The sequence below is a fragment of the Gammaproteobacteria bacterium genome (assembly GCA_033720895.1).
Taxonomy (GTDB): Bacteria; Pseudomonadota; Gammaproteobacteria; order Natronospirales; family JAJUFS01; genus JAWWBS01.
Genome location: JAWWBS010000012.1, coordinates 22,462 through 49,377, shown reverse-complemented (window position 1 = coordinate 49,377; position 26,916 = coordinate 22,462). Strand labels below are relative to the sequence as shown.

The 26,916-nt window shown below is 61.0% G+C and carries 27 protein-coding genes; 7 read left to right on the top strand and 20 right to left on the bottom strand.

From position 1 onward, the window contains the following. The 5 genes from R3217_03560 to prmB all read right to left on the bottom strand — a co-directional run. Window positions 1-1,349 (bottom strand): FimV/HubP family polar landmark protein (locus R3217_03560; GenBank protein ID MDX1454511.1); only part of this gene is annotated, 1,349 nt, incomplete at its 3' end. Window positions 1,350-1,453: 104 nt separating this feature from the next. Next, the gene (locus R3217_03555; protein ID MDX1454510.1) at window positions 1,454-2,473 is read right to left on the bottom strand and encodes an aspartate-semialdehyde dehydrogenase; all 1,020 of its coding nucleotides are present in this window, start codon (window positions 2,471-2,473) and stop codon (window positions 1,454-1,456) included. 20 nt (window positions 2,474-2,493) lie between these two features. After that, the gene (locus R3217_03550; GenBank protein ID MDX1454509.1) at window positions 2,494-3,687 is read right to left on the bottom strand and encodes an MFS transporter; all 1,194 of its coding nucleotides are present in this window, start codon (window positions 3,685-3,687) and stop codon (window positions 2,494-2,496) included. Window positions 3,688-3,709: 22 nt separating this feature from the next. Beyond that, a complete protein-coding gene (aroC, locus tag R3217_03545) occupies window positions 3,710-4,774 on the bottom strand; it encodes a chorismate synthase (GenBank protein ID MDX1454508.1) in 1,065 nt (354 codons plus the stop codon). Window positions 4,775-4,777: 3 nt separating this feature from the next. After that, window positions 4,778-5,716, bottom strand: a complete 939-nt coding sequence (gene prmB, locus R3217_03540; GenBank protein ID MDX1454507.1) for a 50S ribosomal protein L3 N(5)-glutamine methyltransferase — start codon at window positions 5,714-5,716, stop codon at window positions 4,778-4,780. Window positions 5,717-5,807: 91 nt separating this feature from the next. Here prmB and R3217_03535 point away from each other — a divergent pair, with 91 nt between their 5' ends. From R3217_03535 to asd, 3 genes are read left to right on the top strand one after another with little or no spacing between them, the layout of a single operon-like run. After that, a complete protein-coding gene (locus R3217_03535; GenBank protein MDX1454506.1) occupies window positions 5,808-6,419 on the top strand; it encodes an SCO family protein in 612 nt (203 codons plus the stop codon). Continuing rightward, window positions 6,416-6,856, top strand: coding sequence for a copper chaperone PCu(A)C (locus R3217_03530; protein ID MDX1454505.1), 441 nt, complete (start codon window positions 6,416-6,418; stop codon window positions 6,854-6,856). Before R3217_03535 ends, R3217_03530 begins: the two co-directional genes overlap by 4 nt. 15 nt (window positions 6,857-6,871) lie before the next feature. Beyond that, a complete protein-coding gene (gene asd / locus R3217_03525; protein MDX1454504.1) occupies window positions 6,872-7,744 on the top strand; it encodes an archaetidylserine decarboxylase in 873 nt (290 codons plus the stop codon). A 3-nt stretch (window positions 7,745-7,747) separates the two neighbouring features. Here the strand turns inward: asd and R3217_03520 are convergent, their stop codons facing one another. Genes R3217_03520 through efp form a run of 3 tightly spaced genes read right to left on the bottom strand, consistent with a single transcriptional unit; the run spans window position 7,748 to window position 9,818 of the window. Further along, the gene (locus R3217_03520; protein MDX1454503.1) at window positions 7,748-8,254 is read right to left on the bottom strand and encodes a GAF domain-containing protein; all 507 of its coding nucleotides are present in this window, start codon (window positions 8,252-8,254) and stop codon (window positions 7,748-7,750) included. A gap of 21 nt (window positions 8,255-8,275) precedes the next feature. Then, a complete protein-coding gene (gene epmA / locus R3217_03515; protein ID MDX1454502.1) occupies window positions 8,276-9,229 on the bottom strand; it encodes an EF-P lysine aminoacylase EpmA in 954 nt (317 codons plus the stop codon). A 19-nt stretch (window positions 9,230-9,248) separates the two neighbouring features. Next, entirely contained in the window at window positions 9,249-9,818 is a 570-nt protein-coding gene (gene efp / locus R3217_03510; GenBank protein MDX1454501.1) for an elongation factor P, read from the bottom strand. A 63-nt stretch (window positions 9,819-9,881) separates the two neighbouring features. On the opposite strand from efp, the gene epmB reads away from it, so the two are divergent. Both epmB and R3217_03500 read left to right on the top strand, forming a co-directional pair. After that, window positions 9,882-10,913 carry an EF-P beta-lysylation protein EpmB gene (epmB, locus tag R3217_03505; protein MDX1454500.1) on the top strand — a complete coding sequence of 344 codons (1,032 nt, stop codon included), beginning with the start codon at window positions 9,882-9,884 and terminating at the stop codon, window positions 10,911-10,913. A gap of 98 nt (window positions 10,914-11,011) precedes the next feature. Beyond that, window positions 11,012-13,093, top strand: a complete 2,082-nt coding sequence (locus R3217_03500; GenBank protein ID MDX1454499.1) for an EAL domain-containing protein — start codon at window positions 11,012-11,014, stop codon at window positions 13,091-13,093. A gap of 69 nt (window positions 13,094-13,162) precedes the next feature. Here R3217_03500 and parC read toward each other — a convergent pair whose 3' ends face one another. The 4 genes from parC to R3217_03480 form a co-directional block, all read right to left on the bottom strand. After that, on the bottom strand, window positions 13,163-15,439 hold the full coding sequence (parC, locus tag R3217_03495) for a DNA topoisomerase IV subunit A (GenBank protein MDX1454498.1): 2,277 nt from the start codon (window positions 15,437-15,439) through the stop codon (window positions 13,163-13,165). 27 nt (window positions 15,440-15,466) lie between these two features. Further along, window positions 15,467-17,368: a DNA topoisomerase IV subunit B gene (gene parE / locus R3217_03490; protein MDX1454497.1), complete on the bottom strand. Its 1,902-nt coding sequence runs from the start codon at window positions 17,366-17,368 to the stop codon at window positions 15,467-15,469. A 245-nt stretch (window positions 17,369-17,613) separates the two neighbouring features. Next, window positions 17,614-17,919 carry a ferritin-like domain-containing protein gene (locus tag R3217_03485; GenBank protein MDX1454496.1) on the bottom strand — a complete coding sequence of 102 codons (306 nt, stop codon included), beginning with the start codon at window positions 17,917-17,919 and terminating at the stop codon, window positions 17,614-17,616. Window positions 17,920-17,969: 50 nt separating this feature from the next. Then, a complete protein-coding gene (locus R3217_03480; protein ID MDX1454495.1) occupies window positions 17,970-18,386 on the bottom strand; it encodes a rubrerythrin in 417 nt (138 codons plus the stop codon). Between the two features lie 148 nt (window positions 18,387-18,534). Between R3217_03480 and R3217_03475 the strand changes: the two genes are divergently transcribed. Then, window positions 18,535-18,798 (top strand): exodeoxyribonuclease VII small subunit, encoded by a 264-nt coding sequence (locus R3217_03475; protein ID MDX1454494.1) that lies wholly within the window; start codon window positions 18,535-18,537, stop codon window positions 18,796-18,798. A gap of 148 nt (window positions 18,799-18,946) precedes the next feature. Beyond that, a complete protein-coding gene (gene folE2, locus R3217_03470; protein ID MDX1454493.1) occupies window positions 18,947-19,759 on the top strand; it encodes a GTP cyclohydrolase FolE2 in 813 nt (270 codons plus the stop codon). Between the two features lie 69 nt (window positions 19,760-19,828). Here folE2 and R3217_03465 read toward each other — a convergent pair whose 3' ends face one another. From R3217_03465 to R3217_03430, 8 genes are all read right to left on the bottom strand, one after another. After that, window positions 19,829-21,229 carry a serine/threonine-protein kinase gene (locus R3217_03465; GenBank protein MDX1454492.1) on the bottom strand — a complete coding sequence of 467 codons (1,401 nt, stop codon included), beginning with the start codon at window positions 21,227-21,229 and terminating at the stop codon, window positions 19,829-19,831. After that, a complete protein-coding gene (locus tag R3217_03460; GenBank protein ID MDX1454491.1) occupies window positions 21,229-22,557 on the bottom strand; it encodes a serine/threonine-protein kinase in 1,329 nt (442 codons plus the stop codon). Before R3217_03460 ends, R3217_03465 begins: the two co-directional genes overlap by 1 nt. Beyond that, on the bottom strand, window positions 22,554-23,063 hold the full coding sequence (locus tag R3217_03455) for a phosphatidylglycerophosphatase A (protein ID MDX1454490.1): 510 nt from the start codon (window positions 23,061-23,063) through the stop codon (window positions 22,554-22,556). The genes R3217_03460 and R3217_03455 overlap by 4 nt, the downstream gene beginning before the upstream one ends. A 10-nt stretch (window positions 23,064-23,073) precedes the next feature. Next, window positions 23,074-24,015 (bottom strand): thiamine-phosphate kinase, encoded by a 942-nt coding sequence (gene thiL / locus R3217_03450; protein ID MDX1454489.1) that lies wholly within the window; start codon window positions 24,013-24,015, stop codon window positions 23,074-23,076. A gap of 17 nt (window positions 24,016-24,032) precedes the next feature. Next, window positions 24,033-24,518, bottom strand: coding sequence for a transcription antitermination factor NusB (gene nusB, locus R3217_03445; protein ID MDX1454488.1), 486 nt, complete (start codon window positions 24,516-24,518; stop codon window positions 24,033-24,035). A 2-nt stretch (window positions 24,519-24,520) separates the two neighbouring features. Further along, the gene (ribE, locus tag R3217_03440; protein ID MDX1454487.1) at window positions 24,521-24,994 is read right to left on the bottom strand and encodes a 6,7-dimethyl-8-ribityllumazine synthase; all 474 of its coding nucleotides are present in this window, start codon (window positions 24,992-24,994) and stop codon (window positions 24,521-24,523) included. A gap of 103 nt (window positions 24,995-25,097) precedes the next feature. Further along, a complete protein-coding gene (ribBA, locus tag R3217_03435; GenBank protein ID MDX1454486.1) occupies window positions 25,098-26,201 on the bottom strand; it encodes a bifunctional 3,4-dihydroxy-2-butanone-4-phosphate synthase/GTP cyclohydrolase II in 1,104 nt (367 codons plus the stop codon). A gap of 58 nt (window positions 26,202-26,259) precedes the next feature. Then, window positions 26,260-26,913, bottom strand: coding sequence for a riboflavin synthase (locus tag R3217_03430; GenBank protein ID MDX1454485.1), 654 nt, complete (start codon window positions 26,911-26,913; stop codon window positions 26,260-26,262). Window positions 26,914-26,916: the final 3 nt, after the last annotated feature.

Genomic DNA, 26,916 nt, shown 5'->3' with positions numbered 1-26,916 from the left:
TCGATCGCGGCACCCTGGGCATCGCTGTCCTGCATGGCCTGGAACGTCTCTGACTCGACCGTCGCCAGGCGTTCTTCGCCGGACTCTTCGACACCGAGGTCAACGGCACCACTGTCGGCATCATCGCCGGCAGCCAGCGCAGCACTGCTGTCGTCAGCCATGCCAGATGAGGTATCGGCGTAGCTGTCCTGGTATTCATCTTCGTAGGCCGAATCCTCGTCACCAAAACCGGCATCCTCGGAGGACTCATCCGGGGCGACCAGGCTCAGCGACGGCTCTTCTTCAGCCGCGTAGTCATCGCCGCTGTCTTCCGCGGCATACATGGAATCACCGCCGGTCGCACCGAACTGCCATTCCTCGTTCTGCTGCTTGGCTTCCAGGAAGGCCTCGCGCGCGCTCCAGGAAGTGATTTCGTCATATTCGGGAATGCGCAGCACGTAGCCGGCTTTCAGGCGATTGATATTGCCTTCGAAAGCTTCCGGATTGGCCCGGAAGATCGCCAGCATCATCTGGTTCATGGTGATGCTTGAATCCGGCCGCAGGCGCTGGGCAATGCCCCAAAGGGTTTCGTTACGCTGGATCGGCCCGTACTCGCCTCCCAGGTCACCACCACGCTCGGAAGCCACGTAACTGGCAACTTCGGCCGCGGAAGCCTCCTCGGCAGCCTGGTCGGCCAGCGACGCCTGATCGTCTTCCAGCGGCGGGATACTGACGGCATCGCCGCCCTGTTCCATGGATGTATCGTCAGCCGTCTCAGGCAGTGCGTCGTCAACAGCCTCGTCTTCCGAACCGGCTGCCACGACAGCTGCAGCCCCACTGGCCGTTTCGGCAGCCAGCTCGCCACCGGCATCGCCCTGCAGGATGTCGGCCGGCGTGGCTTCCGCCGGAGCCTCCTCGGTAACCGGCGCAGCAGCAGCTTCGGCAGCGGCCTGGGCCGCGGCACGATCAGCCTGGAAAGTCGGGGGGTCCAGCAGCAGCGTGTATTCGCGCAACAGGCGGCCACGCGACCAGTCAGCCTCGATCAGCAGCGTCAGGAAAGGCTCCTTGACGGGCTTGCTGGAGGTGATGTGAACGTAAGCGGTGCCGTTCGGGCGACGCACCACGCGGAACTTGAGATCACTGAGTTCCGGCAGCCTTGGAATGCCCTGCCGCTCGAATGTCTCCCAGTCGGCCAGCCCGACTTCGAGCGTGTTCAGCTCATCAGCGGTGGCGGAAATGAGTTCGATCTCTGCATCCAGGCGCTGGTTCAGATAGGAGTTAAGACGAATTTCTCCCAATCCCAGGGCCAGAACACTGGCAGAGGCAAATGCCAGCACGAGTGCCAGCAGCGTGGCCAGATTGCGTCTCATTGTGACTCCCTTACTTTGAGGGGCCCCGGCCAAGGGGCCCTACTTTGCCGCTAGATGCAACGAACTGTTGATAATTGTCTTTACAAGGTTGGCCTAACTATAGCTTACAAATAGCTTTTCACCAATATTTCAGCAATCTGGACAGAGTTCAAGGCCGCCCCTTTTCGGACGTTATCCGCGACCACCCAAAGGTTCAGGCCATGGTCGTGGGAAATATCTTCCCGAATACGGCCTACCCAGACCGGATCCTCACCTGCCGCCTGGTCCACCGGAGTCGGGTAACCGCCATCAGCTCGCTCGTCCATGACCTTGACGCCAGGGGCTTTTTCCAGCAATTCGCGGGCCTTTTCGGCGGTCAACTTGTCGCGGGTCTCGATGTGGATGGCCTCGGCATGGCCGAAAAACACCGGAATGCGCACTGCCGTCGGATTCACCTTGATCGATTCGTCACCGAAAATCTTGCGGGTTTCCCACACCATCTTCATTTCTTCCCGGGTATAGCCATTGTCCTGGAAGGTATCGATATGCGGGATCGCGTTGAAGGCGATCTGGCGGGTCATCTGCTTGACCTCCGGCTCCTTGCCGTTCAGCAGCGCCGCACTCTGGCCAGCCAGCTCTTCCATGGCGCTCTTGCCGGCGCCGGACACCGCCTGGTACGTCGCGACGTTGATGCGCTCGATGTGGGCGGCATCGTGTAGCGGCTTCAAGGCCACCAGCATCTGGATGGTCGAGCAGTTCGGATTCGCAATGATGCCGCGGCTCTTGTAGTCAGCCACCGCTTCCGGATTCACCTCCGGCACGACCAGCGGAATGTCTTCCTCGCGGCGGAAATGCGAGGTGTTATCCACCACGATACAGCCCGCTTCAGCGGCCTTGGGTGCATATTCCGCGGAAATGCTGCCACCGGCGGAGAACAGGCCGATATGCGCCTTGGAGAAGTCGAACTTGGCGAGGTCCTGGACCACCACGTCCTTGCCGGCATAGCGAATGCGCTTGCCCGCCGAGCGTTCACTGGCCAGCGGGTAGATGTTCTCGACGGGGAAGTTACGCTCCTCGAGAATCTCCAGCATGGTCTCGCCAACCGCACCGGTGGCACCAACAACTGCGACATTAACTTTCTTCATGGTCATTAATTATCCTGTATTCAAGTGAATTCATTGGCCGACGATTCGGCAGGCGCCGAAGCACGCGGCTCGACAACGCCCAGCATGGCCAGCAAGGCAGCAAGCCCGGTCGCGGCAGCGGCAGCGAGGAAGACCGCAGCCGGGGACACGCTGGACCAGATATATCCAGCCATGACGCTGCCGACCGCTCCACCCGCGCCAAAACCCAGGCTGCTGTAGAGCGCTTGCCCTCTGCCCTGCAAGGAACCGGTAAACAGGCGATGAATGAACACCACCGCAACACCGTGGTAAATGCCAAAACTGGCGAGATGCAGGGATTGGGCGAGCAATAAAGCCCACATTTTATCAGCTATGAGACCAATCATCAGCCAGCGCCCGGTTGTGACCAGCAAAGCGCAGAGCAGCAGGCCTTTCAGGGAGAATCGCCGCAACAACCAGGGCATCAGCAGGAATACCCCGATTTCCGCAAACACCCCCAGTGCCCAGAACTGACCCACCTGGCTGCGACTGTAGCCGAGGTCCTCCAGGTAAATGGAAAACAGGCTGTAGTAAGGCCCGTGGCTGGCTTGCATGAGAAAGAACACGACAAACAGCGCCAGGACCCGTGGCTGCTTCAGCACCGGCCAAAGGCGGGCCTTCTCCCCGGGGCCTGGTCGGGTGCTGCCCGCCGGCTCGGGGGTCAGCAAGGTACTGAGCAGCAGACCGACCAGCAGGATCATGACCAGGGTCGGCAGCTGTTCGATGGCGTGGCTGTCGAACCACCAGCCACCGCCGAGCACGGCGGCAATGAACCCGGCGGACCCCCAGACCCTGATCAAGGTATAGCGTGAATGATCACGACCCAGGTGATTCAGCGTGGTGGCTTCGAACTGCGGCAGGATGGCATTCCAGAAGAACCCGAAGCCGGCCATCACCAGCAGGATCATGGCAAAGGTCGGTTGGTTACCCAGGAAGGCAAAGACGAGCAAGGCACCGAGCGCCCCGCCACGGATCAGGGGCAGGCGCCTGCCGAAATGGTCGCCCAGCCAGCCCCAGACATTGGGCGCAATGATCTTGGCACCCAGCAAGGTCGCATACACCAAGCCGATGCCTTTTTCGTCGATACCCAGTTCACGGAGGTACGGCCCCCAGAACGGCATCAACAAACCGAGCGTGGCGAAGTGGAAAAAGTAATAGCCTGACAGGCGGATGAACGGTACCGGCAGTCGCTTCATGCCGCCCGGACCTGCCGACGGTTCAGGATGCGCCACATTGCCCGCGATAGCGCAGCCAGTGATCCATCAGCACCAGAGCCAGCATGGCCTCGGCCACCGGCACACCGCGAATCCCTACGCAGGGATCGTGCCGACCGGTGGTGACCACCTCGACCGGCTGGCCATCCTCGTCGATGCTTTTGCCCGGAATGCGAATGCTCGAGGTCGGTTTGAATGCCAGCTCCACCACCAGGTCCTGGCCCGTGGAAATTCCGCCCAGCGTGCCCCCGGCATGGTTGCTGAGGAACCCGTCCGGCGTGATCTCGTCGCGATGTTCGCTGCCGCGCTGCCCGGCAACCGCAAAGCCATCGCCGATACCCACGGCCTTGACCGCGTTGATGCCCATCATTGCCGAACCGATATCGGCGTCGAGCTTGTCGAACACAGGCTCGCCAAGCCCGACCGGCACGCCCTGTGCCTCGATTCGCACCGCAGCCCCGGCCGAGTCGCCATCGCGACGCAGCTTGTCCATGTATTCCTCGAGCTGCGGCAGGGTTTTCTCGTCGGCAGCAAAGAAGGGGTTGCCTGCCACGGCATTCCAGTCATTGACCGGGATTTCGATGTCGCCAATGCGTGTGACGCAACCACGGATCTGCAGGTTGAACTGCTCTTTCAAGTACTTGCGGGCAATCGCCGCAGCGGCGACGCGCATTACCGTCTCCCGGGCCGAGGAACGACCACCACCGCGGTAATCCCGCCGGCCGTACTTGTGGTGCCAGGTGTAATCGGCATGGCCGGGGCGAAACTGTTTTGCGATCTTGTCGTAATCCCTGCTGCGTGCGTCGACATTGTCGATCAGCAAGGCAATCGATGCACCCGTGGTCTTTCCTTCGAAAACACCAGAGAGGATTTTCACCTGGTCCGGTTCGCGGCGTTGCGAAGTATGGCGCGACGTCCCGCTGCGACGCTTTTCTATGTAGGGCTGGATATCGGCTTCGCTCAATTCGAGTCCCGGGGGGCAGCCATCGACTATCGCGAGCTGCGCCGGGCCGTGACTCTCGCCCGCCGAAGTGACCGTGAACAGTTTTCCGAAGGTATTGCCTGACATCCGTTATTTCTCCGCGATAGCGTGCAGTTGGTCCGAGGTCAGCAGGAATATGCCATCGCCGCCACGTTCGAAATCGAGCCAGGTGAATTCCACCTGTGGATAAGTCGCCTCCAGGGCCGGCGCACTGTTGCCCACTTCCACAATCAAGATGCCCTCGTCGGCGAGGTAACGCGGCGCCTCCGCGAGGATGCGGTGCACGATGTCGAGACCATCGTCACCCGCTGCAAGACCCAGCTCGGGTTCGCGCCGGAACTCTGCCGGCAAGGCGGCCATGTCCTCGGCATCCACATAGGGCGGGTTCGACACGATGATGTCGTAACGCTTGCGCCGCAATGGCGCAAACAGGTCGCCCTCGAACAGGGTGACACGTTGACCCACCTCGTGCAGCGCTACATTCTCCGCCGCCAGTGCCAGCGCCTCGGCCGACAGGTCGACGGCATCGACCTCGGCCTGGGGCAGGGCCAGTGCCGTGGCGATGGCAATCGAGCCACCACCGGTACACAGGTCCAGCACCGCTGTCACCGACTCGGCATCCACCCAGGGTTCATAGCCCTGCTCGACCAGCTCCGCGATCGGCGAGCGTGGCACCAGGGCGCGGGCATCGGCCTTGAACCTGAGTCCGGCAAACCATGCCTCGCCCAGCAGATAGGCCAGCGGCTCGCGATGCTCGATGCGACGACTTGCCAATTCATGAATACGTGCCTTTTCGGCGCTGCTGATGCGCTTATCAAGCAGTTCGTCCGGACAGCCGAACGGCAGCTCCAGCACGTGCATGACCAGCGCCACCGCTTCGTCCAGCGGATTGTCGGTGCCATGACCATAAAAGATGTCACTGCTTTCGAAACAACGGGCTGCCCAATAGATGAATTCCCGTCCGCTGGACAGGTCGGCATCGATTTCCTGCAGGGATTCGATCCCTGATTCAGTGGGCTGCTTGGCCAAGGCGCTCTCCAGCGGATGTCATTAACGAAAAAGCAGGCCACATCATAACCGAGCTGTCGCTGTCAGATAATCGCTGTGGGATAATAAGCGGATGACTCGACGAAATATCATCCTGCTGGTCGCTGTTGCGGCGATGGCTGCCGGCGCCGGCATTGCCATTGCCACGCGCAGCCAGCAATCGACCGAACCCCTGCAGACCGAATCCGCCACCGTACTGTCCAGCCCGCGGGCATTGCCCGAGTTCACGCTGGAGCGAGGTGCGGAGGCAGACTTCACGCGTGCCGATTTCGAAGGCCAGTGGAGCCTGGTGTTCTTTGGCTTTACCAATTGCCCGGACGTCTGCCCCAATACCCTGTTCATGCTGGACCAGGTGACCGACCGGCTCGGCGAATCCGCACCACAAGTGGTATTCGTATCGGTGGACGTGCAGCGTGATGACGCCGAGAAGACCGCTGTGTATGCAAAGTATTTCAACCCGGATTTCATCGGCCTGCGTGGCGATGGCAATGCACTCGCCCCAATCACCGAGGCCATGAGTGTCGCGTGGGAATACCAGCCGGAAGGCGACAGCTACACCGTGATCCACAGCTCGGCGATCCTGGTCGTGAATCCGGCCGGCGACTTGCACGCCCTGTTCACCGCACCGCATTCCGCTGACGCAATTGCCACCGACATGCAAACCATGGTCGACAACTACCGATGACAAGGCTTCTCGTACTCCTGCTGCTGACTGCAAGCGCCCATGCCGGCAACAGCACGCTGCGGCTGGACGAGGCCTGGTTGCGCGAAGCGCCACCCGGCGTTGCCGTCAACGGCGGTTACTTTCTGCTGTGCAACGATGGCAAGCGCGTCGAAACCCTTACCGACGTCAGCAGCGAACGCTTCAGCCGCATCGAAATGCATGAAACCTTCGACGCCGATGGCACGGCGAGCATGCGCAAGACGCCCAGCGTGACGCTCGATCCTGGCAAATGCGTTCGCTTCGAACCGAACGGCCGACATCTCATGCTCTTTGATGCCGAGCCACGGCTCGCCGAGGGCGAATCGGTAGAACTGCGCTTTGCGTTTGCATCCGGCAAGGAGATTGTTGCCATTGCCAAGGTGCACCGCGGAACGCCAGATCGACATCATCATCACTGAACCCGGGAACGCCCAATGAGCGCCAACAACAAGGCCAGCTGGAAATCTCTCATTCAATACCCCCTGCCCCACCATGCGCTGTCGCGGGTGGTGCACTGGCTGACCCGACTGCGTCTTGGTCCACTGACCACGGCAGCCATCAAGCAGTTCGTCAAAGGCTTCAAGGTGGATCTGTCGCTGGCGGTTCGCGAAGAAGCCAGGGACTACGACAGCTTCAACGACTTTTTCACGCGGGCACTGAAAGTGTCAGCCCGGCCGGTCGATGGCAGTGAAAAATCCGTGGTCTCGCCGGTCGACGGCGCGGTCAGCCAGGCCATGGCCATCGAGGACGGCCGCATCTTCCAGGCCAAGGGCCACAGTTACACGGCCGCCGAACTGCTTGGCAGCGAAGAAGATGCCGAGATGTTCAGCAATGGCAGCTTCGCCACCATTTACCTGTCGCCGCGCGATTACCATCGCATCCACATGCCGCTCGATGGCGAATTGTCGATGGTGCGCCACGTTCCGGGAAGACTGTTCAGCGTCAACACGCGGACCACTGCAGAAGTGCCGGGACTGTTTGCGCGCAACGAACGCGTGGTAACCATTTTCGACACGCCGGCCGGCAAGCTGGCGGTTGTGATGGTCGGTGCCATCTTTGTCGGCAGCATCGAAACGGTCTGGGCCGGAGAAATCACGCCACCACGCGGTCGCGATCTGAAGACCTGGCACTACGGCACGGCATCGGGACGCGACGGCATTCGAATTGCCAAGGGCAAGGAACTGGGGCGTTTCAACATGGGCTCGACGGTGATCCTGCTGGCCGAGCAGGGCCGCCTGTCCTGGGATGACATCATGCAGCCGGGGGCTGCCCTGAAGATGGGCCAGCGCATCGGCAAGCTGACCTGAACCTCACAGCAGGGCCAGGCTTTCCTCGGCAATTCGGGCGATACGCTCCAGGCCAGCCTGGTCATCGGCGTCGAAGCGATCAGGCATCGGGCTGTCGATGTCCAGCACTCCGATCACCTCGTCACCCCGCAGCAGCGGCACGACGACTTCCGAGCGAGACGCCGCATCACAGGGGATGTGACCCGGAAAGGCGTCGACATCCGCAACACGCTGCGTTTGCCGGGTCTCGGCAGCAGTACCGCACACACCCTTGCCCAGTGCGATGCGCACGCAGGCCGGCTTGCCGTTGAACGGGCCGACCACCAGCTCCCTGCCACCGTTTTCCAGCGGGCGCATGAAATAGAATCCCGCCCAGTTCACGTCCGGCAACATGTGATAGAGCAGTGCCGCCAGGTTGGCTGCGTTGGCTATGGCATCGGTCTCGCCGTGAACCAGGCCGCGCGCGAAGTCTGCGAGCTGGGCATAGAAATCGGCCTTGTTGTCGGCCTCGATGGCGTCAGTGGAAAACATTCGATCTACTCCGTCAGGCGCTCAGACGCGCTCGAAAGAAAAACTCATGGTTGCGGCAATGTCGGCCTTGCCCAGCGCCAGCATCACCACCCGGTCGAATCCAACCGCCACACCCGCACAATCCGGCAAGCCTGACTCCAGCGCCGCAAGAAAATGCTCGTCGATCGGCATTGCCGCCAGGCCTTGCTGACGCCGTGCCCTGTTCTCCGCCTCGCAGCGCCGGCGTTGCTCGGGCGCGTCGCACAGCTCGTAAAAACCGTTGGCCAGTTCGACACCTTCCACGAAGGCCTCGAAGCGGCGCGCGGTCCGGCCATCTTCGTTCAAGCGCGCCAAGGCCGCCTGGTCGGCCGGGAAGCCGGTGACAAAACAGACGCGCTCCTTGCCGAGGGCGGGATAGATCAAGGTGCTGGCAGCCAGGTCGAGCAACTCGTTGCGTGCCAGCCCGCCCGGCAGGTCCACGCGGCCCTCGAGCGCGGCAGCAATGTCGGAATCGCTGCTCGCCAGCGCATCGACACCCAGGTGCTGGCGAAACAGCTCGGCGTAGCTTGTGAACTCGGGAGGCTGCTGCAAGCGACCGCCAAGCAGCACCGCCAGCAGCTCGGCCACTTCGTCCATCAGCCGGCGGTCATCGAATCCCTGCCGGTACCACTCCAGCAAGGTGAACTCGGGATTGTGCATGCGGCCCTGCTCGGCGCCGCGAAACACCTTGCCCAGCTGCCAGATGTCGCCGGAGCCTGCTGCCAGCAAGCGCTTCATGAAGAATTCCGGCGAGGTGTGCAGGTAAAAAGGTGTCGACTCGCCAGGCAACTCCACCCGGTTGCTGGCCAGCTGCGGATCGGTGGTTGCCGCCCGGCTGAGCATCGGCGTCTCCACCTCGAGCACGCCGCGCTCCGCAAAGAACAGCCGCAGCTTGTCGACCAGCGCCTGGCGCCGTAGCAGGGCGTCGCGGCTCGCGGAAGGCTGCCAGTCGCTCACTGCAGCTCCGGATCCCGCTTTACTTGCTGGCGCGGGAGACGTATTCGCCCGTGCGGGTATCGACCTTGATCACCTCGCCCTCGTTGAGGAACAAGGGCACGCGCACGACGGCACCGGTTTCCAGGGTGGCGGGCTTGTTGCCGCCTCCCGAGGTGTCGCCACGCAGCCCCGGGTCGGTCTCGGTGATCGCCAGCTCGACGTGGTTCGGCGGCGTGATGTCCAGCGGCGTGCCGTTCCAGAGGGTCACCAGGCAGGTATCCTGCTCCTTCAGCCACTTGGCGTTTTCGCCCACCGCGTTCGCGTCAGCGGCATGCTGGACAAACGTGTCCGGCTCCATGAAATGCCACATCTCGCCGTCGTTGTAGAGATACTGCATGTCGGTTTCATGCACATCGGCCGCCTCGACCGACTCGCCGGACTTGAAGGTCTTCTCCACTACCCGGCCGGTCCTGAGGTTGCGGACACGGGTGCGATTGAAGGCCTGGCCCTTGCCTGGCTTGACGAACTCGTTCTCGACAATGGTGTGCGGATCGCCGTCGAGAATGATCTTGAGACCGCCGCGGAATTCGTTGGTGGAATAGCTGGCCATTTTCTTCCTGTGCTCCCGGATGCAAAATGCCGGTTCTTGCCGGCAACCAATTTCAGGGTCCGTATGGTAGCGCCTATCCCCGGTCGAAGTCAGCCCGCGAACAACTCCGAAGGCAGCAACTGGAAAGCCGAACAGGCTGCCGCCATCCGTGATCCGGAGGAACTCTTCCGCCTGCTGTCACTGGACCTGGCCGACCTGCCCGCCGCCCGAACGGCCGCGACGCAATTCCCCTTGCGCCTGCCGCGAGCCCTGCTCGACTGCATCGAGCCGGGCAATCCAGCTGACCCGGTGCTGCGCCAGTTCCTGCCGCTTGGCAAGGAACTGGACACTGTCGCCGGCTACAGCCGGGATCCGCTGGCTGAAACCGCAGCCCAGGCTGGCCCGCAGGCCACGCCGGGCCTGCTGCAGAAGTACTCGGGGCGCGCCCTGCTGACCTTGACCGGTGCTTGCGGCGTTCATTGCCGGTACTGCTTCCGGCGGCATTTCGACTACACCGATGCCAACCCCCTGGCCGACTGGCCAGCCATCCGCCAGGCCATTGCGGCCGACAAGGGCATCGAAGAGGTGATCCTGAGCGGCGGTGACCCGCTGCTGCTCGGGACCGACAAGCTGAGGCGGGTCAGCACGGAGCTGGCCGCCCTGCCGCATCTGCGTCGCCTGCGGATTCACAGCCGGCAGCCGGTCGTGCTGCCCTCCCGGGTGGACGATGAACTGCTGGACTGGTTGACGGGCTTGCCGCTGGATACGGTACTGGTACTGCATGTGAACCACCCTGCCGAACTGGGCACACGGGCCCGCGAAGCCTTGCGAAGGCTGCGCCAGACCGGCATCACCTTGCTCAACCAGTCGGTCTTGCTGGGCGGAGTCAATGACTCGGCCGACACGCTCTGCGAGTTGTCGGAAGCCCTGTTTGCCAACGGTGTGCTGCCGTATTACCTGCACGTCCTCGACAAGGTAGAAGGGGCAGCTCACTTCGACCTCCCGGAGTCGAGAGCCCGCTTGCTGTGGAACCAGGTGCATGCCCGACTGTCGGGATACCTCGTACCCCGCTTGGTCAGAGAAATCCCGGAGGCCTCTGGGAAAATACTGTTGTAAGACCCTGATTTTGGGTGCAAACAACTGGAAACAACGGATGTTATCCTTTACAACGTACGTTCTGTACGGAAGCTGACTATCTATTCAGAGGAACGGTCTTGGTCGAACGCAATTTCCTGCCCATTCTGGTGATCTCGCAATCGCAGAACAATGCCGAGAAACTCAATGGCATTTTGCGAGGCGCAGGCCATGCCGTGCGCTCCAGCTGGGCCTCGTCGCTGGAAGATGCCGAGGAGATCATCCAGGACCAGAAACCCGACCTGATCTTTGCCTTCCTGAGAGTCGAGAAAGCACCGATTCACGAGGTAATCAGCTCCCAGCAGAAGCTCTCGCCAGACTCTGCCGTGCTGGCCGTGGCCAGCAAGCTCGACGAAGACGCGATGGCCGTGGTGATCGAGCGTGGCGCCCATGCGCTGCTGACCCTGGACAACGAGCGCCTCCTGCTGGCGGTTATCAAGCGCGAGCTCGCGGCGGTTCAGTCGCGCCGCGACCTGCGAGAGGCCCAGGCCCTGGTGGGCGAATACCAGTCACGCTTCCAGGAATTCCTGGCCGAATCGGGGGACTCGATCGCCTATGCGCAGGACGGCATCCTGATCCAGGCAAACCCGTCATTTGCCGAGATGTTCGGCTTCACCGACCCGGACGATGTCGAGGGCTACACGATCATGGACCTGTTCGCCAAGGGCGATCAGGACGCCCTTCGCGAAGCGCTGGTTGCCACCAACAAGGGCAAGGAAGTGGGCACGCTGTCTGTGCAGGGCATGAAGAACGGCGAGACCTTCGACACCAAGCTGGAATTCGACCAGACGGAACTTGATGGCGAGCCGTGTATCGAGATTGCCATCCGTGGCGAGGGCGACACCAGCGAGCTCAGGGCCGAGATGCAGGCCGAGATGGACGAAATCGGCAAGCGTGACCCGCTGACGGGACTCTTCCATCGCCACCATTTTGTCGAACTGGTCAACCAGACCATCAAGAACAAGCCTGCCGGTGCCAGCGCCCTGATGTTCCTGAAGCCGGACCATTTCTCGCAGATCGAGGAAAAGGTCGGCCCGCTGGCATCCGACAACGTCCTGAAACTGCTGGCAGCCCACCTGCGGGAGAGCGTCGAAGAGCAGGATCTGCTGGCACGTTTTGGCGGCAACATCTTCACTGCCGTGATCACCCGCAAGAACGATGCGGAACTCGATGCCTTTGCCGAGAAGCTGCAGGCAGACGTGGCCGGCAGGGTATTCGAAGCCGGTGGCCAGTCGACCAGCATGACGGTCAGCATCGGCTACGCCGACTACAAGAACGAATTCAAGAACGCCGGCCAGCTGATCTCGCTGGCGCAGCTTGCCAACAAGGAAGCTCGCGACAAAGGTGGCAACAAGGCCGTGCGTTACGCCCCTGCAGAGGTCGACAAGGAAGGCAAGGTGCTCGACGCCGGCTGGGTCAAGCGCATCACCGGTGCACTCAAGGACAATCGTTTCCAGCTCGTATTCCAGCCCATTGCCAGCCTGGAAGGCGATGTCAGCGAAATGTTCGATATCCTCGTGCGCATGAAGACCGAGGACGGTGAGGAAGTGATGCCGGGTGATTTCATTCCGGCCGCCGAGCGCAACAACCTCATGACCGGTATCGATCGCTGGATCCTGCAGAACTCGATGTCTCGGCTGGTCGAGCGCCACACGGAAGGCAAGAAGGCCCAGTTCTTCATCCGCATTTCGGAGCAAAGCCTGGCAGACAGCAAATTCGTGTCATGGCTGGACGGCGTGCTCGGCAAGTACAAACCGCAAAAGGGGTCGGTGGTGTTCCAGATTGCCGAGTCGACCGCGGAGAAGCGCCTGAACGAATCGAAGGCTGTCGCTGAAACCGCCAAGAAATTCGGTCAGCTCGTCGCCCTGGAACACTTCGGCATCGGTCACAACTCGATGCAGATGTTCCAGCACATCCCCATGGCGTTCGTGAAGATCGACGGCTCTTTCATGCAGGTCATCGGCAGTGACGACGAGAAGCGGGAGAAGGTCCAGGCCATCCTCGAAAAGTCGCGCGAGATGAGCATCGAATCCGTGGCGGAGCGCGTCGAAAACGCCAACACGATGGCCGTGCTGTGGCAGTTGGGCGTCAACTACATCCAGGGCAACTACGTGCAGGAGCCGGAGGTCGTGATGGCCGAAGATGCCAAGCTGCCCGCCTGACCTGAATTCGCTGCAAGGAAAACGAAAAGGCCGCGCATGACGCGGCCTTTTTCATCAAGGACGATCAGGTCACTTCTTTTCCAGGAAGGACTGCGGCAGGATCCTCGCCACCTTGCGATAGCCCTGTGGCAGCTTGCGGCCGCGCTGGCCGCGCTCGCCCTCGTAGTCATCCAGGTCGCGGTACCCCAGGTTCATGTGACGCTGGCCGCTGTAAATGACGATGCCATCCTCGTCAGGCATGGAAGTGATCGCGACCATCTCCTCTTCGCCCTTCTTGAACTTCGGTCCCGGGATATTGATGATCTTGTTGCCCTTGCCCTTGGAAAGCTGCGGCAACTGCTCGATCGGGAAGCACAACAAGTGCCCTTCGCTGCTCGAGGCGACGATCCAGTCCTTGTCCGCTGAAGCCACTGGCGCCAGCGCCAGGGCCCTGCCCCCTTTCGGCACCGACAACGATGCCTTGCCCTTCTTGTTGCGGGTATGCAACTCCTTCAACTGGGTAAAGAACCCGTAGCCGGCATTTGAAGCAAGCAACACGTAGTCCTCCGGATCACCCAGCGCGACACCAACGAAAGTTGCCCCATCCGGCGGATTCAACTTGCCGGAAAGGGGATCCCCCTGGCCACGTGCGCTCGGCAATGAATGAGCCTGGATGCAGTAAGTGCGCCCTGTCGAATCCAGGAATACGGCCAGCTGGTTCGACTTGCCACGTGCCGCAGCTAGGAATTCGTCGCCCTGGCGATACTGCAGCGATGACGGATCGATGTCATGCCCCTTCGCCGCTCGCGCCCAGCCACGCTTCGAAAGCACTACCGTGACCGGTTCGCTCGGTATCAGCGCGGTTTCGTCCATCGCCTGCGCCGCGTCGCGCTTCACGATCGGCGAACGCCTGTCGTCGCCGTACTTCTTCACGTCCTCGGCGATTTCCTTCTTGATCATCGCTTTCAGCAACTTGTCGTTGCCAAGGATCTTCTTGATTCCCGACCGTTCCCGTTCGAGCTGGTCCTGCTCGCCCTGGATCTTCATCTCCTCGAGCTTGGCAAGGTGGCGCAGTTTGAGGTCGAGAATCGCATCAGCCTGGATGTCGCTCAGCTTGAAGCGCTTCATCAGGACCTTCTTGGGCTCGTCCTCGTTGCGAATGATCTCGATGACCTCGTCGATATTGAGGTAGGCGACCATCAGGCCTTCCAGCACGTGCAGTCGCTTCTCGACCTTCTCGAGGCGATGTTCGAGGCGACGCGTCACGGTCTGCTGGCGGAATTCGATCCACTCGGTGAGTATCTGCTTGAGGTTCTTGACCTGCGGCCGGCCATCCAGGCCGATGACATTCAGGTTGACGCGATAGGTCCGCTCGAGATCCGTGGTGGCGAACAGGTGATTCATCAGTTGCTCGAGATCGACGCGATTGGAACGCGGCTCCAGCACCAGGCGCGTCGGATTCTCGTGATCCGACTCGTCACGCAGGTCTTCCACCATCGGCAGCTTCTTGTTGCGCATCTGCTGGGCAATCTGATCAAGCACCTTGGCACCCGACACCTGGTAAGGGAGCGCAGTGACGATCACGTTGCCGCTGCCTTTCTCCTTTTCCCATTTCGCACGCATCCGGATCGAACCGTTGCCGGTTTCATAGACCTGGCGAATTTCCGAAGGCGTGGAAATGATCTCCGCATCGGTCGGGTAATCCGGACCCTGCACGCGCTCCATGAGCTCATCAAGACCGACCCGCGAATTCTCCAGGAGACGCATGCAGGCGTTGCCGACTTCTTTCAGGTTATGTGGCGGAATGTCGGTCGACATGCCGACCGCGATACCCGTCGTGCCGTTCAGCAGCACGTTCGGCAGGCGCGCAGGAAGGACCTTCGGCTCCTCCAGCGTGCCATCGAAATTCGGTTGCCAGTCGACCGTACCCATGCCGACTTCCGACAGCAGGACTTCCGCATAGGGTGCGAGCTTCGACTCGGTGTACCGCATGGCTGCAAAGGATTTCGGATCGTCCGGCGAGCCCCAGTTGCCCTGCCCGTCGACAATCGGGTAGCGGTAGGAGAACGGCTGCGCCATCAGCACCATGGCTTCGTAACAGGCCGAATCACCGTGCGGATGGAACTTGCCGATCACGTCACCGACCGTGCGCGCGGATTTCTTGTACTTCGACTCGGCCTTCAGGCCAAGCTCCGACATCGCGTAGATTATCCGACGCTGTACCGGCTTCAGGCCATCGCCGATGTTCGGCAAGGCGCGATCGAGAATGACGTACATCGAATAATCGAGGTAGGCCTTCTCGGTGAATTCCTTCATCGGCAACGATTCGAAATCGTCGAACATGTTGCGGGTATTCAGATCACTCATTTATGCAATTCCGGTTGTTGAACTGATTCAAAGCGGGATGTCCGCAAGATTGCCCTTTTCTTCCAGCCACTTCTTGCGGTCACCGGCGCGTTTCTTTGCCAGCAACATGTCCATGACTTTCTCCACCGGATCCTTGGGATCGATGGTGAGCTGCACCAGGCGACGGGTATCGGGAGCCATGGTGGTCTCGCGAAGCTGCAGCGGAGACATTTCACCCAGCCCCTTGAAGCGTGTGACCGACACCTTGCCCTTGATCTTTTCGGCTTCGATCCGGTCCAGGATGCCCTTGCGCTCGGCATCATCCAGCGCATAGAACACCTGCTTGCCGACGTCGACCCGGTACAGGGGAGGCATGGCCATGAACACATGACCGCTTTCCACCAGCGGTCGGAAATGGCGCAGGAACAAGGCACACAACAGGGTCGCAATATGCAGGCCGTCGGAATCAGCGTCTGCAAGAATGCAGATCTTCTGGTAACGCAGGCCTTTCAGGTTCGCCGAGCCGGGATCGACACCGATGGCAATGGCGATGTCATGGACTTCCTGCGAACCCAGCACCTCCTCCGGCGAAACCTCCCAGGAATTCAGGATCTTGCCGCGGAGCGGCATGATGGCCTGGAACTCGCGATCACGAGCCTGCTTGGCCGAACCGCCAGCCGAATCACCTTCCACCAGGAACAGCTCGCTGCGATCAGGATCCTGCGAGGAGCAGTCAGCCAGCTTGCCGGGCAACTGCGGACCGGCAACGACCCGCTTGCGTACGACCTTCTTGCCGGCGCGCTGGCGTGCTTGCGCGCTCTGGATGGCCAGTTGCGCAATCGCCTCGCCGGCCTCCGGGTGCTGGTTGAGCCACAGTGCAAAAGCGTCCTTCACGACGCCCGACACGAAGGGCGCACTCTCGCGCGATGACAGGCGCTCCTTGGTCTGGCCAGAGAACTGCGGATCTTCGAGCTTTACCGACAGCACATAGCTGACCCGGTCCCAGACATCCTCCGGAGCAATCTTCACGCCGCGCGGCAACAAGCTGCGGAAATCGCAGAACTCGCGGATGGCTTCGGTCAGGCCGGTGCGCAACCCATTGACGTGCGTACCGCCCTGCATGGTCGGAATGAGGTTGACGTAGGATTCCTGCACCAGCTCGCCACCTTCGGGCAACCACACGACCGCCCAGTCGACGGCCTCGGCATTGCCGGCCATGGAACCGGTGAACGGGGCTTCCGGCAGGGTTTCCTGCCCATCAAGCTCGTGGTTGAGGTAATCGACCAGGCCGTCTTCGTACTGCCACTCGAAGAACTCGTTCTTGCCCTTCTTCTTTTCGATGGTGAGGGTGATGTGCAGGCCCGGGCAGAGCACTGCCTTGGCACGCATCACATGCTGCAGCCTGGGAAGGGAGAAATTCACGGAATCGAAATATTGCCCGTCAGGCCAGAAGCGGATGGTCGTCCCGGTGTTGCGCTGCCCGACCTTGCCGACTTCCTTCAGCTTGGACTTGCGCTTACCCGCCTTGAAGCCGATATGGTATTCCTTGCCACCGCGACGCACATGGACATCGAGTTTTTCGGACAGTGCATTCACGACCGAGACGCCGACGCCGTGCAGGCCGCCGGAGAACTGGTAGTTCTTGTTGGAGAATTTGCCGCCCGCATGCAGCTTGGTGAGGATGACTTCGACGCCCGGAAGTTTTTCCTTCGGATGCTCGTCGATCGGCATGCCGCGACCGTCGTCCTTCACCTCCAGCGAACCATCACTGAATACCGTGACATCGATACGCCTGGCATGGCCCGCGATGGCTTCGTCAACGGAGTTGTCGATGACTTCCTGGGCGAGATGGTTCGGGCGCGTGGTATCGGTGTACATGCCCGGGCGTTTCTTGACCGGATCGAGGCCCGAAAGGACCTCGATGGAAGCGGCATCGTATTTGTTGCTCATAGTGGTTGCTCTTGCACCCTCGTCTTGCTGTCCGGGCAACGAATGGCCCGGCAGGAAATACTGCATCTGGTCGAAGGAGCGACAGACCGACACGATATATTGTGTCCGGCCCGCGCTTCGCACTCCCCGGCATTCTAGCGCCCAAGCCGCACTGGCCGCGAGAGCAGAATGCGGGGATTTTCGGCAAGTGCAAAAAAAAACGCGCCGCAAGGCGGCGCGCGCAGCTGGTCAAAAAACGACCAGTCTCAGTCGTGGTGATGTTTCTCGAGGTCGACGATGGGCTTATCGGTAAACAGGTAATCCTTCAATTCCTTGTCGAACCGTCCGTTTCGACGACGGATCCACTCCAGCACCATGGCAGCATGCTCGATTTCCTCGTCCCGGTTATGGGCCAGGATGGCTGCGAGTTCCTTGTCCTTGCAGGCATCGATGCGCTGCTGGTACCAGTCGACCGCCTCCAGTTCTTCCATCAGCGACTCGATCGCACGGTGGAAGTCCCTGGTTTCATCGCTGAGCTCCTCGACAGGCTCGTGATAACCCTCGTGTGACATGCGGTTGTCTCCTGCTTGATGAATGTCGCGCGGCTCGCTGGCCCGCTGCTTCAGTCCGTTTCCTGGCTTGCCTTGGCCAGTCTTTTTACCTGGTTGTCCGCTGCCTTGGCCAATGCCTCGAACCAATCGGCAATTTCGCCGAACCCTTCTTCGCGGGCAATGATCGCCGCCTCGGGATAGAAACTCTCGGCCGCCTGGCCTTGCGCAGCCGAGGCTGCCCTGAGGTTCTGCGCGGTCGAGCCCATTGGCAAGCCCGACACCGGGTCGGATACCGACTCGAGGTATTCAAGATGGCCGGCAGCCTGGCTGGTGCCCCGTTCGGCAGCGGCTCGAAATGCCGCGCCGGCTTCGTTATTGCCCTCGACATCGGCCTTGGCCGCAAAATACAACAACACGCGATTCAGTTCCGCTTCCAGCCGAAATGCCTGGCGGAGCATGTCAGCGGTTTTCGTTCCCTTGAGCGACATCTTGCTTCCTCGTTCGGCGCCTGCAACGGGACCTTGAAAAAAGCCGCTATCCACCCGATATCCGCGGTTGGCAACGGTCCGACAGTGTGATGTCATACTGACACCGGCCGGGCCATACCGGCAAGACCACCACGCAACAGGAAAGCAGATGCCGACCAAGCGCAGTACCAAAGCATCCAAGCAGTCGGAAGTCGATTTCGAAGCGTCCCTGGAGGCGCTGGAAAAGCTTGTGGAGCGCATGGAATCCGGAGACCAGCCCCTGGAAACGGCCCTGCAGGACTTCGAGAAAGGCATCAAGCTGGTCCGTAGCTGCCAGGCTGCGCTGGAAAGCGCGGAACTGCGCGTCAAGCAGCTGGTGGAGAAGAACGGTGGCAGCTCGCTTGAGGTACTGGACGGCGAAGGCGACGACTGAACCGCGTTTTTGCCTGTCAATCCGGGTTTTTCGCATCTTATCGGCGAATTTCGCCCCCTTAACTCGACGAGCAACTCAGGTATAATACCCATCCCCCACGACTTCGGACCGACCCGAAGTCACCCAGTCCCGATTGGAGACCAGCTAAATGAGTGCAAGCAAGCAGGCAAGCGCTGCGACCATTGCCGATGTCCAAGGCAGCGAAGACACGCGCCGCATCCCCATCAACCAGGTTGGCATCAAGGACATTCGCCATCCGGTTCGGGTCAAGGACCGCAGCGGCGGCGAACAGCACACCATCGCCACTTTCAACATGTACGTGGACCTGCCGCACAATTTCAAAGGCACCCACATGTCCCGCTTCGTGGAGATCCTCGAGAACCACGAACGCGAGATCACGGTGGATTCCTTCAAGGAAATGCTGGCCGAAATGACCGAGCGCCTCGAGGCCGAAAAAGGCCACATCGAGATGCGCTTTCCGTATTTCGTCAGCAAGGCAGCACCCAAGTCGGGCGTCACTTCGTTGATGGATTACGACGTCGCCCTGATCGGCGAGCGCTGCGGCGACAGGACGGAGCTGGAAATCAAGGTCATCGTGCCAGTCACCAGCCTGTGCCCCTGCTCCAAGAAGATTTCGGACTACGGCGCCCACAACCAGCGCTCGCATGTCACCGTGCGTGCCCGGGTTCGCGGCTTTGTCTGGATCGAGGAACTGATCGACCTGGTCGAAGAAGAGGCAAGCTGCGAGCTCTACGGCCTGCTGAAACGTCCGGACGAGAAATATGTGACGGAGCGCGCTTACGACAATCCCAAGTTCGTCGAAGACATGGTGCGTGACGTGGCTGTGCGACTGAACAACGATGACCGCATCGCTTCCTATGTGGTGGAGTCGGAAAACTTCGAATCAATCCACAATCACTCGGCCTACGCCCTCGTGGAAAAGAACAAGGACGCATCGTAATCCCCCGGGCCAGCGGCCTGAAAATGAAAAAGCCCGGCAACTGCCGGGCTTTTTTACATGCGGCGAGAGTCAGCCGCGCTGCGAGAGCTTTTCGTTGGTGCGTGCCAGCCTGTCGATCAGCGTATTGACGAACACCTTGTTGAACTTCAGCTGCGCATCTGGCGAAGCCCGTTCGATCGCCTGCTGGTTCAGGCAGAGCACTGACACGCTACCGCGAGCCCGCACGGTTGCGGTGCGCTCGACGCGACCATTGAAGCCCATCTCGCCGAACACGTCACCTTCGGTCAGCACGCCCAGCTCGGTGTCGTTCTTCCAGACCGATACATCACCGGACACGATGACAAAGAAGCTGTCATCCTCCTCGCCTTCGGTGATGATGTTCTGGCCACTGGCGTACTGTTTCCATTCGCCAGCCCGCAATACATCCTGCAGCTCTTCATCCTCGAACAGCGAGAAGAACTTGAGATCCCTGGTCAGGCGAAAACGTTCCTCTTCCGGCAATTCCTGCGTGGCCTCGCTGATCTCGTCGAAAATGTAGGCCAGGTCACCGGCGATATCGAGACCGGTCTGGTATCGCTTGCGCGGATCCTTGCGCATGCAGCGCATGACGACACGAGACAGGATTTCAGGCAGGTCCGGCCGATACTCGCTGACCGGCACCGGATTGTCCTTGAGGATCTTGTGGGTAAGCTCGTTCAACGTGGATGCGTAATATGGCGACATGCCGGTCAGGAGCTCGTACACACTGACACCCAGTGAATAAAGGTCTGTCTGGTTGCCGACGCTCTCGCCCCGAATCTGTTCGGGCGACATGTAACGCGGCGTCCCGATGGTGCCCAGCAGCTCGACATCCTTGATGCCGGACGACTTGGCTATGCCGAAATCGACAATCAGGGTGTGACCACGGGAGTTCATCAGGATATTGGCCGGCTTGATGTCCCTGTGAACCACGCCATTCGAATGGGCATAATCCAGCGCCTTGGCGGCCGAGAAAAATATCTCCACCACCTTCTCCAGCGGCAGCAGGTTGCTGTTCTTCGCAAAATTCGAAAGGGGCTGGGTGTCCGGGAGGTATTCCATGACCACGTAGCGCTGCCCTTCTTCCTCGCCAGCATCGTGTATCGGCAGGATGTTCGGATGCTTCAGCTGCCCCGCCAGGTGGGCCTCATTGAAGAACAGCTTGGATTGCAGGTTGGCCTGCTGCGGCGAGAGCTCGTCGTCGCCGTAATAGATCTTGATCGCGACCTCGCGGTCCTCGAAGGGGTCCTTGCCCAGGTAGACCATGCCGGAGCTGCCACGCCCGAGCTCCTTCTTGAGGCGGTACTTGCCCAGCTTCTTCGGCATCCTGGTCGGAGCTTTCTTGCCGGCGGCAGCCTGCGGCGCCTGGCCCTCGGGCATGGGCTGGGTTCCGGCCTGCATCGGGCTGGTTTTCTGCGAGGGCTCCATTGGCCGGGTTTTCCTGTCCGCCATTACTTGTCTTCCTTCACCACTCGCTCGCTGGTCCGGGTCAACCGCTCGATCAGGGTCTTGAGAAAGACCTTGTGGAAACGAAGCTGGCATTCCATGGATGCCTGGTCGATCAGGGTCGAGTTGATCCTCATCACCGCCACGCCATTGTCGGATACCACGGTCGCCGTGCGTTCCGTCTTAGAAAGATAGCCCATCTCGCCGAAACAATCGCCTTCCTTCAGGCGACCGAGCATCTTGCCGTCCTTGGTGACGTTGACCTCACCGGACACGATAATGAAGAAGGAGTCGTCGATCTCGCCCTCGACGATGATTGATTCGCCCTTGTCATGGGTTTCCCACTTCGAGGCATTCAGCACCTCCCAGACTTCCGGGTAGGTGAACTCCCTGAAGAATTCGAGCTTGCGAACCATGCTGAAGCGTTCCTGCTCGGTCACTTCCTTGGCCTGCTTGCCCAGGTCGTTGAATGCGCGCGTCAACGCTACCGACATTTCCATTGCCGTCTTGTAGCGCTTGGACCGGTCCTTCGCCATCGCCTTCTCGACTATCGCCTCCAGCGAGGGCGGCGTCTCGGATCGCAAGCGATGCACAGGCAGTGGCGTTGCATACAGCACCTGGTGAACCAGGCGCGACAGGTTCTCTCCATAGTAGGGTCGCTTGCCGGTCAACAATTCGTACATCAGCACGCCGAGCGAATAGACATCGGCCTGGTTGCTGACTTTCTCTTCGCGCAACTGCTCCGGCGCCATGTAGCTGGGCGAGCCGACCAGACCGGACATCGGTGTCAGCTCGATGTTGTCGTTCTGGGCGATGCCGAAATCGACGATCCTGACATCACCTTCGCCCGTCATCATGATATTGCTGGGCTTGATGTCGCGGTGGATCACGCCCTTGCGATGGGCATAATCCAGCGCCTTGGCACACTTGAAGGAGACCTCGACGATCTTCCGTATCGGCAGGAGATTCTGTGGCTCGCAGAATGTCGACAGTGGCTTGGCACCACGCACGTATTCCATGACCACGTAGCACTGACCATCTTCCTCGCCGGCATCGTAGATCGGCAGGATGTTCGGATGGTTCAACAGGCCCGACATGTGCGCTTCGTTGAAGAAGACCTTGCGCCGGCTGCGCGCCTGGTCCTCGGACAGGCCCTCGCCGATGTTGTACAGCTTCAAGGCGACATCGCGCTGATTGTAGGGATCGTGGCAGAGGTAGACCGTACCCGAACCGCCCTTGCCGAGCTCGCGGGTAATGATGTACTTGCCGAGTTTCTCGATCTTCATTGTCGTCCTGATACCCGGCCTGGAACTGGCCGGCTTGCCATGATTCATTGAAAAATCGTCAGTACGTACTGCACGATCCGCAGCAAAGCCGCTGCGTAAACAGCTGCAAGGATATCATCCAGCATGATTCCCAGCCCGCCAGCAACGTCACGATCCAGGCGCTTGATGGGCCAGGGCTTGGCGATATCGAACAGGCGGAAAGCAAGGAATCCGCCAAGCAGCCACGGCCAGTCGCCGCCGAGGCCGGCCGTCGGTGCCAGCAACATCGTCAGCCACAGGCCGACGAATTCGTCCCAGACGATACCACCGTGATCGTGAACACCCAGCATCCCGGCACTGCGACCGCACAGCCAGATACCGACCACCATCGCTGCAACGACCACTCCGACCTGCCACCACGCGGGCAGCATGGCGATGCCGAGCCAGGCAGGCACGGCCGCCAGCGTGCCGACCGTACCGGGCGCTACCGGTGCGAGGCCGCTGCCGAAACCGAAGGCCAGGAAATGCACTGGCGAACGGAAAACCGTGCCTGCGGGAATGCGTTGGCCCTTCATGAAACCACCCTCAAGATCCATCCTGGAAATGATCCCAGCCACCCAGCTCGGCGGCCGCTCGCTGCTCGCCATCCAGCTGCACGCTGACTGCCTCGCCGGCAGCAACAACTTCACCGAACACGGTGTACTCCTGCCCTGCGCCTGTCAGCGCAGCCTCTATCCTGTCGGCATCAGCGGGCGCGAAGGTGAAACACAGCTCGTAATCGTCACCACGGAACAAGGCATCGGTGTCGATGCCATCGCGCGGCAGTGCATCGGCATCCAGCCGCGCCCCGACGTCGCTGGCGGCGGCAATGTGCGCAAAGTCGGCAACCAGCCCATCGGAGACGTCGATGCAGGCTGTCGCCAGCCCGCGCAGCGCGATGCCCGCCTCGACCCGAGGCGTCGGCCACAGCCATGCCTTGTTCAATTCTTCCGGAATGGCCTTGCCCTCACGCCACAGCACCAGGGCGGTTGCCGCACGTCCTGGCCTTCCTGTTACGGCAACCAGGTCGCCGACGCATGCACCGCTGCGCGTCAGGGCGCTGCCCTCGGGCACCTCGCCCAGCAATGTCACGGCAATGTTCAATGGACCTCGCGTGGTATCCCCGCCAGCGAGCGCCACGTGGTGTTCGCGTGCCAGCTCGAAAAAACCGCGCGAGAATTCACCCAGCCAGGCTTCGTCACTTTCCGGCAGGGTCAGGTTCAGGAAAGCATATTTCGGCCGGGCGCCCATCGCCGCCATGTCCGACAGGTTCACCGCCAATGCGCGATGACCGATCGCAGCCGGACCGGCATCGTCGGGAAAATGACGACCGGCCACCAGGGTGTCGGTGACCACGATCTGGGAACAGCCAGGTGTCGGCGCGAAGACCGCACCATCATCACCGATGCCGAGCTGCAAGGACGCATCGGCCGTCGACGCTGCCGGATCGGCAAACCACTTGCGGATGAGTTCGAATTCACCGGGCATGGGAAGAGCCCGCGGCCTCAGCGGCCGGCGGCTTTGACTTCCAGCTTGCGCAGCGAAGCGGCCGCCTTGTCGAGAATGGCGTTGATGAACTTGTGGCTCTCGGCAGCACCGAACTTGCGGGCCAGGTCGACCGATTCATTCAGCACGACCCGGTAAGGCACCTCGATGCGGTGCTTGAGTTCGAACACACCGACCAGCAGCACCGCGCGTTCCACGGGGTCGAGCTGCGCCAGCGGACGATCGAAGAATTCCTCGATGACGGCGAGCAGCTCCTTCTCCTCGGCAATCACCTGTTCCAGCAGTTCACGGAAATATTCGCCATCGACACGGGCGTAATCCTGGTTCTCCTCGAACTGATGGAGAATGACTTCCCAGTCATCGGCACTGATCTGCCACTGGTAGATCGCCTGCATGGCAAGTCGCCGTGCCAGCGAACGGGCGCGGGTTTCCTTGCTCTTTGCAATCTCGGCCTTGCGAGCCGGGTTGTTGGTGTCGCTGCTCACGATCAGGACAGCGCCTGCATCAGGCCGGCCATTTCGATGGCGGTGACCGCAGCTTCAGCGCCCTTGTTGCCGGCCTTGGTGCCGGCGCGCTCGATGGCCTGCTCGATGGTATCGGTGGTCAGGACGCCGAAGGCAACCGGCACACCGGTGTCATTCGCAGCCTGCGAGCAGGACTTGGCGCACTCGCCGGCAACGAAATCGAAATGCGGCGTGGCACCGCGGATGACCGCACCGAGCGCGATGACGGCAACGTAGTCATTCGAGGCACAAAGGCGACGTACCACCGGGCCCATTTCGAACGCACCCGGGACCTGTACCAGGGTGATGTCGGCATCTGCCACACCATGGCGCTGCAGGGTGTCGATTGCGCCGTTGACCAGGCTGTCGACGATGAAGCTGTTGAAGCGACCTGCCACGATGGCGAAACGGCCCTTCACGCCGGTCAGCTTGCCTTCGATTTTCTTGATGCCAGACATCATTCTCTTCCTAAGTGTCTAATCTTTCTGGAATTTCGGACCGCCTATTGTAGGGGCTAGGCCGTCCGAAAACCATCAAATCGTTGAACAGCAGCACCCTGGATCACTCGGAATCCACGTATTCGACCACTTCCAGTCCGAAACCGGAGATACCCTGCATGCGCTTGGGCGCCGACAGCACCCGCATCTTGCGCACGCCCAGGTCGTGCAGGATCTGGGCGCCGACGCCGTAGGTGCGCAACACCTCGTCACCCGAACTGCCGGCGGCGGCATCGTCGCCACTGGACTCGCCGCCGTTGGCGAACAGCTCGGCCAGCTGGCCGGGGTTTTCATCCGGCCGGAGAATGACCAGCACGCCGCCCTCGTCGGCAATGCGCTTCATGGCATCGCGCAACGGCCAGCCCAGCGATTTCCAGTTCAGGCCGAGCACGTCGCCAAGCGTGTCCTGCAGGTGCACGCGCACCAGCGTCGGCTCGTCGGCCTTGATGTCGCCGCGGGTCATCGCGAAATGCACCGTGCGATTGATGTGATCCTCGAAGCAGGCAACCTTGAATTCGCCGAACTCGGTGTTGACCGTCTTCTCCTGGATGCGCTCGACCGTGGTTTCCTTTTCCATGCGGTAGCGAATCAGGTCAGCGATGGTGCCGATCTTGAGATCGTGCTCCTTGGCGAACTTCCGGAGATCCGGCAGGCGCGCCATGGTGCCGTCATCGTTCAGGATCTCGACAATCACGGCAGCAGGCTCGCAATCGGCCAGCCGTGCCAGGTCGCAACCGGCTTCGGTGTGACCGGCGCGGCTGAGCACGCCACCCGGCTGTGCCATCAGCGGGAAAATGTGCCCGGGCTGAACCAGGTCTTCGGCGCGCGCGCCATCGGCAACGGCCGTCAGCACGGTATGCGCACGATCGTGCGCCGAAATGCCGGTGGTCACGCCCTCCGCTGCTTCGATGGATACCGTGAAGTTCGTGCTCTGCTGCTCGTTGGTCGCCGAAACCATCAGTGGCAGGCGCAACTGGCGGCAACGTTCCTGCGTCAGGGTCAGGCAGATCAGGCCGCGACCGTTGCGCGCCATGAAGTTGATGTCTTCCGGACGCACCCTGTCGGCTGCCATGATGAGGTCGCCTTCGTTTTCGCGATCCTCGTCATCCATCATGATGACCATCTTGCCATTGCGGATATCCTCGAGAATGTCCTCAATGCGATCCATAACGTCTTCCTCGTTTCAGTATTTGCTCAAGAGTCGATGACTTGATATCGACAATGGCTCATTCGTCGGCAAAGCCGTGCCGACGCAAAGTATCCAGTGTGATGCCTGCCGGTGCTTCATCACCTGCCTGCAGCAGGCGCTCCAGGTAGCGCGCGATCACGTCGACTTCCAGGTTGACGCGGTCACCCGGCTGCTTCGCATGCAGGTTGGTATGCTCCCAGGTGTGCGGCACGATGTTCACGTCGAAGCGATTGCCATCGACGCCGTTCACCGTGAGGCTGATGCCGTCGATGGTGATGGAGCCCTTCTTCGCGATGTAATGCGCAATGTCATCCGGTGCTTCGAAGACCAGCCGCCAGGAACGGGCTTCCTCGGCCAGCTCCACGAGCCTGCCCATGCCATCGACATGACCGCTGACCATGTGGCCACCGAAGCGATCGCCGACCTGCATGGCCGGCTCGAGGTTGACCCGATCACCGACCTTCAGGTCACCGATGGTGGTCAGGCGCAGGCTTTCCTTCGAGACATCAGCGACAAGTTTCTGCCGCGGATCTTCGATAGCAGTCAGGCAACAACCATTCACGGCAATCGAATCGCCGATCCCGTGCTTATCATTGGCAAGCTCGCCGAGGTCCACCGTCACACGCACGTCTCCGCCGCGCTGTTCGATCGCCTCGACCTTGCCCAGGGCCTGGATGATCCCGGTGAACATGCC